This window comes from Cellulomonas iranensis NBRC 101100 = JCM 18110, from assembly GCF_001552375.1.
In the GTDB taxonomy this organism is placed as follows: Bacteria; Actinomycetota; Actinomycetes; order Actinomycetales; family Cellulomonadaceae; genus Cellulomonas; species Cellulomonas iranensis.
Genome location: NZ_BCRB01000111.1, coordinates 1 through 9,815, shown reverse-complemented (window position 1 = coordinate 9,815; position 9,815 = coordinate 1). Strand labels below are relative to the sequence as shown.

Here is a 9,815-nt window from a genome sequence, read left to right as displayed (position 1 = left end):
AGCGGCGCGCTGCCGGCCGCGGGGGCGACCGAGCCGGGCGCGTCCGCGAGCTGCCGCACGAGCGCGTCGTCGGCGCGCACCGCCACCGGGGTCACCGCGATGCCGGCCGCGCGCGTCATGGCCCGCACGTCGGCGCGCTGCTCGGGCAGCTGGAGCGTGAGCACGGTGCCCGCGGCGCCCGCGCGCGCCGTGCGGCCCGAGCGGTGCAGGTACGCCTTGTGCTCGGCGGGCGGGTCGACGTGCACGACCAGCTCGACCTCGTCGACGTGGATGCCGCGCGCGGCGATGTCGGTCGCGACGAGCACGCGGGCCTCGCCCGACGCGAACGCCGCGAGGTTGCGCTCGCGCGCGCCCTGGCCGAGGTTGCCGTGCAGGTCGACCGCGGGGATGCCCGCCTGGTTGAGCTGCTTGGCGAGCTTCTTGGCGTGGTGCTTGGTGCGCATGAACAGCACGCGGCGGCCGCGGCCGGCCGCGAGCGCGTGCACGACGTCGCGCTTGACCGCGACGTCGGCGACCTCGAGCACGTGGTGCGTGCTCGCGACCGCGGTCTGCGCGGCCGGGTCGACCGCGTGCTCGACGGGCGACGTGAGGTACCGGTCGACCAGGGTGCCGACGCCGTTGTCGAGCGTCGCGGAGAAGAGCAGGCGCTGACCGCGGGTCGGCGTGCGGTCCAGCAGGCGACGCACGACGGGCAGGAAGCCGAGGTCGGCCATGTGGTCGGCCTCGTCGAGGACCGTGATCTCGATGCCGTCGAGCGTCACGAGGTTCTGCCGGAGCAGGTCCTCGAGGCGGCCGGGGCACGCGACGAGCACGTCGACGCCGCGGTCGAGCGCCGTCACCTGGCGGGACTGCGCGACGCCGCCGAACACGGTCGTCGTGCGCAGGCCGGCCGCGGCGGCCAGCGGCGCGAACGTCGCGTCGATCTGCGTCGCGAGCTCGCGGGTCGGGCACAGCACGAGCGCCCGCGGGCGGCGGGCGCGGCGGGGCGTGCCCGACGCGGCCAGGCGCGCCACGACGGGCAGCGCGAACGCGAGGGTCTTGCCCGAGCCGGTGCGGCCGCGGCCGAGCACGTCCTTGCCACGCAGCGTGTCGGGCAGCGTGGCGGTCTGGATGGGGAACGGGGAGGTGATCTGCTGGGCGGCGAGCGCGCGGGCCAGCACCTCGGGCACGCCGAGGTCGGTGAAGGTCGTCACAGGATGGTGCCTCTCAGGCCGGGATCGGCCGGTGGGGGTCGGGGTCCGCCGCACGATGCCCGGGGGGACTCCACGACGCGGGGCGCGCGGTCGTCGCGCTGCCACTCGACCTCCAGTGTCGCACACGGCCCGCGGACGGTGCCGGGCGCGTCGCGGTCGCCGCCGCGTCGGCGACCCGGACGCGGGGTCCCACGGGCACCCCTCGGCGCCGGCGCACGGGGCTCAGCGCGTGCCGACCGACGTGCCGTGCGGGTCGTCCAGGACGCCGCGCAGGAGCGTCGTGGCCGCGGGCGTCCACCCGGGTGGCGGCGCGACGGCCGACCACGCGTCGGCGTACTCGCCGACGTACGTGTGCCCGTGCCCGGCGGGTGCCTCGCCCGCGACGAACAGGTCGATCCCGACGCGGAAGAACGTCGCGACGGGGAACCAGTCGACGTCGGGCAGCACGTCCGCGCCGCGCGGCTCGCGCAACCAGTCCGGCTCCGCCAGCAGCAGGTCCGGCGACCACCACACGACGCCGTCCGACGCGTGCTGCAGGTACGCCACGCGGGGTCGCTCCCACGGCGCGTCGCCGAGGAACGTCGCCGCATCCTCGGTGCGGGACGTGTCGCCCCACCGGGCCCGCTGCCCGTCGTCGACGACGGGCAGGATCTCGCGCGAGCCGGGGTCGCGGTGGTCGGTGAGGTCGCGCCACAGGGGCGTGAACCCCGGCGTGCCGGCCCACACGGCGCCGTCGGTGCGCGCGGCGACGTCGGGCAGCGACGCGAACGCGCCCTGCGAGCCGTAGCTGCCCAGCGAGATGCCGAACGCGTAGAGCGCGGGGCGGTCGTCCTGCGGGAGCTGCGACCAGCGCGCGTGCACGGCCTCGAACAGGGCCCGCCCGGCGGCCGGCGGGGTCGCACGGTCCCCGACGAAGCTCACCCAGCTCGGCAGGTACGAGTACTGCATCGCCGCGAACGCGGTGTCGCCGCCCCACAGCAGCTCGACGGCCGCGGCGGCCGGCGGGTCGACCCAGCCCGTGCCCGTGGTGGTCCCGACGACGAGCACCGACCGCCCCCACGCGTCGGTGCGGTCGAGCTCGTCGACGACCAGCCGGGCGACCGCGTCGAGGTCGTCGCCGGCGTCGAGGCCCGCGTACACGCGCACGGGCTCGCGCACCTCGCGGTCCAGTCCCGCGGCCTGCGAGAACCGCGCGAGCTCGTCGACGTCGGGCCCGCCCGAGACGAACCGGCGGCCCTCGCGGCCCAGCGTCCCCCACGCCGCGAGCGAGTGGGGCGAGCCGCTGCGCAGGGACGACGTCGGCGGCTCGTCGCCGGGGTACGTTTCCTGGTCGAGCGCCGCGTACGTCGTCGTCAGCACGTGCTTGACCCCCGCCACCACGGTCCCGTCGAGGACGAGGTACGCGACCACCGCGACGACCACCACGGCGACGAGCCGTGCCGCGACCGGCGGCAGCAGCCGCCCCGCGAGCCGGGCGACCGCGAGCACGGCCGACCGCAGGCCGCGTGCGGCGAGCACGAGCAGCAGCGCGAGCGCGGCGGCCAGGGCGAGCACGAGCAGCGGCCGGGCGGGCGTCGGGTCGCCCATGCCGAGCAGCGCGCGCGACCGCTCCTGCCAGTCGGCGTCGACGAGCAGCGCCCACACGACGACGACGAGCGCGAGCCCGGCGCAGCAGCGGTGCACGAGCGTGCGCCGCGCACGCGGCCAGGGTGCACGCAGGCCGATGCGGCGTCCGCCCCACCCGACGAACGTGCCGAGGCCGTAGCCGAGCGCCGCGCACACGCCCGCGATCGCGCCCTGGTACAGCGGGCTGCGGGGCATGAGCGACGGCCCGAGCGCCGCCGCGAAGAGCACGATCGCGCCCGCGAGACCCGTGGGGGAGAAGCGGCGCCACCAGCGGGTGAGGGCGGCGACCGCACGCGCACCCCGACGGGCCGGCGCGCCCGGTCCCGGGCGCGCGTCGTCGGTCGTCGTCGCGTCGCCCGACGCCCCCCTCGCCATGCGGGCCACTGTGCCACGCCGTGCGGTGCCGCCACGAGCCTCGCCGCCCGACTCGTGGGACGCGCCCGGCGTGGCGCCGACCGGCGCGTCGTCGCTGGTCGAGCGGCCCGTCCCGGTGCGTGGGTGGGTACCGTGGTGCCGGGCGGCCGCGCGGGCCGTCAGGACGGCGGGCGACCATGAGCGACACCGGGTACGGCGACTTCGAGTTCGAGCGGCGCTTCGTCGCGCGCGACGTGCCGGCCGAGCTGCTCGACCCGGCGCCCGCGCTCATCGTGCAGAGCTACTACCTGGCCGACGAGGGGTTCGCGCTGCGCGTGCGCGCGCAGGTCTCCGCCGTGGCGGGCGTCGACGTGCACGACGACGAGGCCACGCTGCTCGAGCGGTACGCCGACCGGGTCGACTTCTGCGCGGTGACCGTCAAGGGCCCCATGAACGGCGGGACCCGCTACGAGGCCGAGCGTGAGATCGACCCGCTCGTGGGCGTCGAGATGGTGCGCCGCGGCGGCGCGCGCGTCGCGAAGGTGCGGCACTCGGTGTGGCTCGGCGAGGACGGCTGGGTCGTCGACGTGTTCGCGGGCGCGAACGCGCCGCTCGTGGTCGCGGAGGTCGAGCGCGGCGGCCCCGTCACGGACCTCGCGATCCCCGACTTCTGCGTGACCGAGGTGACGACCGACCCGCGGTTCGCGAACGACGGTCTCGCGCACGCGCCCTACGCGGGCTGGGCGACGACGTGGGAGGACGAGCTCGCGCGCACCGGGCCGCGGTTCCTGCAGGGCTTCGGGCACGACCACCGCATGACGGGGATCTGACGCCTCACGCCGTGCGCTCCACCGTGAACGTCATGTCGGCGTACGTGAACGGCGCCTCGGGTCCGTGCCAGACCGCACGTCCCGTGACCACCCGCCGCCCCTGCGCGTCGAGCTCCACCCGGTCCACCGGCGTCGACCAGTGCGTGGGGGTCGACGTGCGGCCGTCCGCGGACGCGCGCCCGCGGTCGTCGGACGCGACGTCGACCAGGTCGCCCGCGGCGTCGAACGTCAGCACCGCGTCGACCGACCCGGTCGCGGTCCGGTAGGTCGCGCGCACACGGCTCGCGTCGACGTCCCGCCAGGTGACCGGGGCGTCGACGAGCGCGGCGGGCGCCAGCAGGCACAGGTCGTCGAGCACGGTGACGACCTCGCTGCGGTCCAGGTCGGGGCCGGCGCCGCGCATCACCGGCACGACGCCGAGCACGTGCGCCGCCATGGTCGCGCGCCCGCCCCGCAGGACGTGCAGCACGTCGACGGGCAGCCCGCCGCGCGTCGCGTCGAGCAGGAACAGCCGTGCGGGGTCGGCGTCGAACGTGTTGGTCTGCTCGCCGGTGAACGTCATCCAGGGCTCGTCCGGGCCGCCGCGCAGGCGGCCCGTGACGGTCGTCCGGACGACGCCGACGTGTGGCCGTCCGACCACGCCGGTGCGGCGCAGCCAGTGCGCGACGAGCGGCGGCAGCGCGTCGACGTCGGCGTCGGACACGGGGGGTGCCGGGTGATGTCCCGGGGGAGCGGCCAGCGCGGCGACCGCCGAGCGGTAGCGGCCGCGCGGCGACGCGGCGTGCCCGCACCACCACGCGTGCAGCACGGCGAGGAGCAGGAGCGCGTCGGGCACGAGCCCGGCCGCCGCCGCGGGCCATGCCGTCGCGACGAGGGTGACCGACCCTGCGAGCGCGAGGGCTCCGGCCCGCCACCAGCGTGCGCGCCCCGTCGCGAGGCCGACGCCGGCGACCACGGTGAGGGCCGCGACCGCGAGCCACGCGGCGCCCGCCGCGCGCGGCACGCCCAGGGCGGGCACCGCACCCGGAGCCCAGGCGGCGACGGCGCCCAGCAGGTGCACGAGCCCGTGGGCGACGACGACGCAGCCCAGCGCCACGCGGGCGAGCGTGCGGACCGGCCACCGGCTCACCGGTCGGCCGCCGCGCGCAGCGTGCCCAGGCAGCGGCCCACCAGCCGGTCGAGCGCGGCGAGGTCGTCGTCGCCGAGGTCGGCGAACACGGTCGCGACGACCGCGCGCTGGTGCGCGGCCGCGTCGGGGGTGTCGAAGGTGCGCGCGACGAGCGGCGTGACGGCCAGGCGCGTGGCGCGGCGGTCGGCGGGGTCGGGCTCGAGCGTCACCAGCCCGCGGGCCGCGAGCTGGCGCGCGACCTGCGTGACGTTCTGCCGCGACGTCCCGTAGGCGCGCGCCGCCTGCGTGAGCGTCGGCCGCTCGCCGGGGAACCCGCGCACGAGGACCGCGAGCAGCAGCCACTGGCGTGCCGAGACGCCGTAGCGCGCGAGCGCGTCGTCGGCGTACCGCGTAAGGTGCTGCGTGAGGACGAAGAGGGCACCGAGGACGTCGTCCTCGGTCGTGGGGCGATCCATGATGCGCAACGTATTGCGCATCGCCGGTCGCCGAACGGGACCGTCGTCCCGGGCCGGTCCCGGTCGCGCGTCCTGCCCGGGCCGCGGGGCCCGCGGGTGTGCGGGAGGTCAGGCCGGCGCGGCCCCGTGCCCCGCCGGCACGACCTCGCCGTCGCGCACCGGCCCCGGCGGCGTGCCGTCGCCGAACGGCCGCCCGCCCAGCGCCTCGCGCCCGTGCGCGGTCAGCCAGCCGTGCGTCTGCGGGCCCCGCGGCACGATCCCCGACGGGTTGATGTCGCGGTGCACCTCGTAGTAGTGCTGCTTGATCTGCACGAAGTCGACCGTGTCGCCGAACCCGGGGGTCTGGAACAGGTCACGCGCGTACGCCCACAGCACGGGCATCTCGGTGAGCTTGCTGCGGTTGCACTTGAAGTGCCCGTGGTAGACGGCGTCGAACCGCACGAGCGTCGTGAACAGCCGGACGTCCGCCTCGGTGATCGTGTCGCCCACCAGGTAGCGCCGGTCCGCCAGGCGCCCGGACACGCGGTCCAGCGCGTCGAACAGGCGCGTGTACGCGCGGTCGTACTGCTCCTGCGAGCCCGCGAACCCGCACCGGTACACCCCGTTGTTGATCTCGCGGTAGATCTCGCCCGACACCGCGTCGATCTCGTCGCGCAGCGCCTGCGGGTACAGGTCCGGCGCGCCCTCGCGGTGGAACGCCGTCCACTGCGTCTCGAGGTCGAGCGTGATCTGCGCGAAGTCGTTCGTCACGACCTTGCCCGACGGCACGTCGACGATCGCCGGCACCGTGATGCCCCGCGGGTAGTGCGGGTCCCGCGCCAGGAACGCGTCCTGCAGGCGGGGGATGCCCAGCACCGGGTCGACGCCGCCCGGGTCGAGGTCGAACGTCCACGACCGCTCGTCGTGCGTCGGGCCGCAGATCCCCATCGACAGGGCGTCCTCGAGCCCCAGCAGGCGCCGCACGATCACCGCGCGGCTCGCCCACGGGCACGCGCGCGACACGACCAGCCGGTAGCGGCCCGCCTCGACGGGCCAGCCCTCGGCGCCGTCGGCGGTGATGCGGTCCGTCAGGTAGCGCGTGTCGCGCTCGTACCCGGCCCCCGGCGTCACGTAGACGCCCGGGCGGTCGTGCGCCGACGTGCCGTCCGGCGCCGTCCCGCCGGCCGCGTCGGTGGTCGTCCCGCTGCTCGGTGCCGTGCGCGTCTCGTCGTCCACGCGTCGATCATCCCTCGCCGCACGCGTCGTCGCAGGTGGGCACGCCCGGCCGCCCGTGCCGCGGGGGGCTTCGCCCCGGATCACCCCGGTTCCGCGGCTGCGCGGGACGGCCCGCGCCCCTACAGTGGCGACCCGTCGGCGGCCGCCGGCCCGCGGTGGGGGCACCGCGCGACCGCGGGAGGTGCGGGTGCAGGTGCAGACGTCCGACGGGTCCGAGGCCATCACGGGACGCCACGGTCGGCGGCGACGGGGCCGCCCGCGCACGGTCGCGCTCGCGGCGGCCCTCGCCGTCGCGCTCACGGCCTCGTGCTCGTGGGGCACGGCACCCGACGGCGACGGCGCCTCGGCGCCGACGGCGTCGGCGCCCGCGGCTCCCGTCAGCCCCGCCGTGCAGGCGCCCCCGCCGGCGTCGGTCGTCACGGGCGACGACGTGCAGGCGGCCCTCACGACGTCGAGCACGTTGCTGGCGTCGGCCCCCGTCGCGGTGCTCGCGCCCGGCGGTGACACCGCCGCGACGCTCACCGCCGCGAGCGCCGCCGTCGCCGTCGGCGCGCCCGTGCTGCTCACCGCCGACGGCGCGGACGTCGCGGGCGAGCTCGACCGCCTGGGCGCCACCCACGTGCTCACGGTCGGGGGAGTGCCCGCGGACGCGCTGCCCGACGGCACGGTCGTCGTCGCGGTCGCTCCCGGCGCCGACGCCGACGCGCTCGCCGCCGCCACGGGCGCGACGTTCGGCGCCCCGGTGCCGGTCGCGGCCGGCGACGAGGCCGCCGCGGTGCGTGCGCTCGAGGGTCCCGAGCCCGCCGTGCTGCTCGCGGACGACGCCCCGGCGGCCGATCCCGCGGCGACCGCGTCCGCTGCTCCGGGTGGCGGCGCGACCGCCGCGGCCACGACGCCCACCGGCACCGCGGACACGCTGCCCGCGACCGCGCCGGTGACCGCCGCCGGCGTCGTCGCGCTCGCGGACGGCCCTGTGCCGCCCGCCGCGGCGGCGACGCTGCGGGCGCTGGGCGTCGCCGTGCTCGACGTCCCGGGCGGCGACCCGCGCGCGACGTCCGCCACGGTGCAGGCCGTCGCGTCGGCCGACCCGACGGCGGTGATCGCCTACGGCGACACGTTCGGCACGGCGGAGCTGCTCGCGGCGCGCGTCGCGACCGCGCGGACGGGCGTCGAGCTGCCCGGCGGCGGTCAGCTCGTGTTCCCGGCCGTCGCCGGGCAGCCCGGCAAGAAGTACGTCGCGCTGTACGGCACGCCCGGGTCGGGGGCGCTCGGCGTGCTCGGCGAGCAGGACGTGCCGGCGACGATCGCGCGCGCCGAGCAGCACGCCGCCCCCTACCGCGGGCTCACGGCCGACACCGTGGTGCCCGCGGTCGAGATCATCGCGACGATCGCGTCGAGCGGGCCCGAGGCTGACGGCAGCTACTCGCGCAAGCGGCCCGTCGAGGACCTGCGCCCGCTGGTCGAGGCGGCCGGCGCCGCCGGGCAGTACGTGGTGCTGGACCTGCAGCCCGGCCGGCAGGACTTCGTCGCGCAGGCGCAGGCCTACGCCGACCTGCTCGCGCTGCCGCACGTCGGGCTCGCGCTCGACCCCGAGTGGCGGCTCGCGCCCGACCAGGTGCACCTGCGGCAGATCGGCTCGGTGGGGATCGACGAGGTCAACGCGACGGCGGCGTGGCTCGCGGGGTTCACGCGCGAGCGCGGCCTGCCGCAGAAGATGTTCGTGCTGCACCAGTTCTCGCTGCGCATGATCACCGAGCGCGAGCGTCTCGACACGTCCCACGACGAGCTCGCGCCCCTGATCCACGTCGACGGGCAGGGCAGCCAGCCCGCCAAGGCCGGCACGTGGGCGACGCTGCGCAACGGCGCACCGCAGGTGCACTGGGGCTGGAAGAACTTCTACGACGAGGACGTGCCGATGCTCGACCCGGCGCAGACGTACCAGGTGCAGCCGGTGCCGGACCTCGTCACCTACCAGTAGGCGCGCCCCCCGGTGGTCCCACCGGCTCGGCTGCGCGGCCATGGCGGTCGCGGGTCTAGCGTGGGCGTGTGACCGAGATCTCCACGGCCGGTGTGCGCATCGGCGTCCAGCTCCAGCCCCAGCACGCCGCGTACGGCCAGATCCGCGACGCGGTGCTGCGCGCCGAGGACCTCGGCGTCGACGTGATCTTCAACTGGGACCACTTCTTCCCGCTGTACGGCGACCCCGACGGCCTGCACTTCGAGTGCTGGACGATGCTCGCGGCGTGGGCCGAGCAGACCGAGCGCGTCGAGCTCGGCGCGCTCGTGACGTGCAACTCGTACCGGAACCCCGAGCTGCTGGCCGACATGGCTCGCACGGTCGACCACATCAGCGGCGGCCGCCTGATCCTCGGCATCGGCGCGGGCTGGTTCCAGCGCGACTACGACGAGTACGGGTACGAGTTCGGCACGGCGGGCTCGCGCATCGCGGACCTCGCGCAGGCGATGCCGCGCATCAAGGACCGGTGGGCGCGGCTCCACCCGGCGCCCGTGCGGGACATCCCCGTGATGATCGGCGGTGGCGGCGAGCGCAAGACGCTGCGCGTCGTGGCCGAGCACGCCGACATCTGGCACTCGTTCGGCGACGTCGAGACGCTGCGCCGCAAGAGCGCGATCCTCGACGAGCACGGCGCCGCCGTGGGCCGCGACACCGCGACGCTCGTCGAGCGGTCCGCGGCCGTCGACGGCCAGGACCCGGCCGACGCCGGGGACGCGATGCTCGCTGCGGGCGTGCGGCTGCTGACGACGAGCGCGAGCGGCCCGGACTACGACCTGTCGCTCACGCAGAAGTGGGTGCGCTGGCGCGACGAGCGCCGCTGAGCGCGCGCTGACGCGGGCCTGCGTCGTCGCACCCGGATCCCCGGGGTGCCCTCGGACGCGGGCGTCGCCGGGCGCCGACGTCCGCCCGGACGCCCGCGCGCCGACCCGCGCGCCCACGTCTAGGCTCGGTGCCGATGGACGACCCGACGACCGCCCCGCCCGACGGGCCGCGCCC

At 77.0% G+C, this 9,815-nt stretch carries 8 protein-coding genes; 3 read left to right on the top strand and 5 right to left on the bottom strand.

Annotation, left to right across the window (positions count from 1 at the left end):
- On the bottom strand, positions 1-1,193 hold a 1,193-nt coding region (locus CS2_RS16505; protein ID WP_070320798.1), incomplete at its 3' end, for a DEAD/DEAH box helicase.
- Positions 1,194-1,415: 222 nt separating this feature from the next.
- Positions 1,416-3,194: an alpha/beta hydrolase gene (locus tag CS2_RS16500; protein ID WP_070320797.1), complete on the bottom strand. Its 1,779-nt coding sequence runs from the start codon at positions 3,192-3,194 to the stop codon at positions 1,416-1,418.
- A 176-nt stretch (positions 3,195-3,370) separates the two neighbouring features.
- On the opposite strand from CS2_RS16500, the gene CS2_RS16495 reads away from it, so the two are divergent.
- On the top strand, positions 3,371-4,003 hold the full coding sequence (locus CS2_RS16495) for a CYTH domain-containing protein (protein ID WP_070320796.1): 633 nt from the start codon (positions 3,371-3,373) through the stop codon (positions 4,001-4,003).
- Between the two features lie 4 nt (positions 4,004-4,007).
- Here the strand turns inward: CS2_RS16495 and CS2_RS16490 are convergent, their stop codons facing one another.
- The 3 genes from CS2_RS16490 to CS2_RS16480 all read right to left on the bottom strand — a co-directional run bounded on the left by CS2_RS16490 (position 4,008) and on the right by CS2_RS16480 (position 6,697).
- Positions 4,008-5,099 (bottom strand): DUF6544 family protein, encoded by a 1,092-nt coding sequence (locus tag CS2_RS16490; protein WP_134850752.1) that lies wholly within the window; start codon positions 5,097-5,099, stop codon positions 4,008-4,010.
- Positions 5,100-5,128: 29 nt separating this feature from the next.
- A complete protein-coding gene (locus tag CS2_RS16485) occupies positions 5,129-5,587 on the bottom strand; it encodes a MarR family winged helix-turn-helix transcriptional regulator (protein ID WP_070320794.1) in 459 nt (152 codons plus the stop codon).
- Between the two features lie 108 nt (positions 5,588-5,695).
- Complete coding sequence (locus CS2_RS16480) at positions 5,696-6,697, bottom strand: glutathione S-transferase family protein (RefSeq protein ID WP_070320800.1); 1,002 nt, start codon at positions 6,695-6,697, stop codon at positions 5,696-5,698.
- A gap of 292 nt (positions 6,698-6,989) precedes the next feature.
- On the opposite strand from CS2_RS16480, the gene CS2_RS16475 reads away from it, so the two are divergent.
- Together CS2_RS16475 and CS2_RS16470 are read left to right on the top strand one after the other, a co-directional pair.
- Complete coding sequence (locus CS2_RS16475; protein WP_233421228.1) at positions 6,990-8,780, top strand: hypothetical protein; 1,791 nt, start codon at positions 6,990-6,992, stop codon at positions 8,778-8,780.
- Between the two features lie 77 nt (positions 8,781-8,857).
- Positions 8,858-9,640: an LLM class F420-dependent oxidoreductase gene (locus CS2_RS16470; protein WP_217997401.1), complete on the top strand. Its 783-nt coding sequence runs from the start codon at positions 8,858-8,860 to the stop codon at positions 9,638-9,640.
- Positions 9,641-9,815 lie beyond the last annotated feature (175 nt).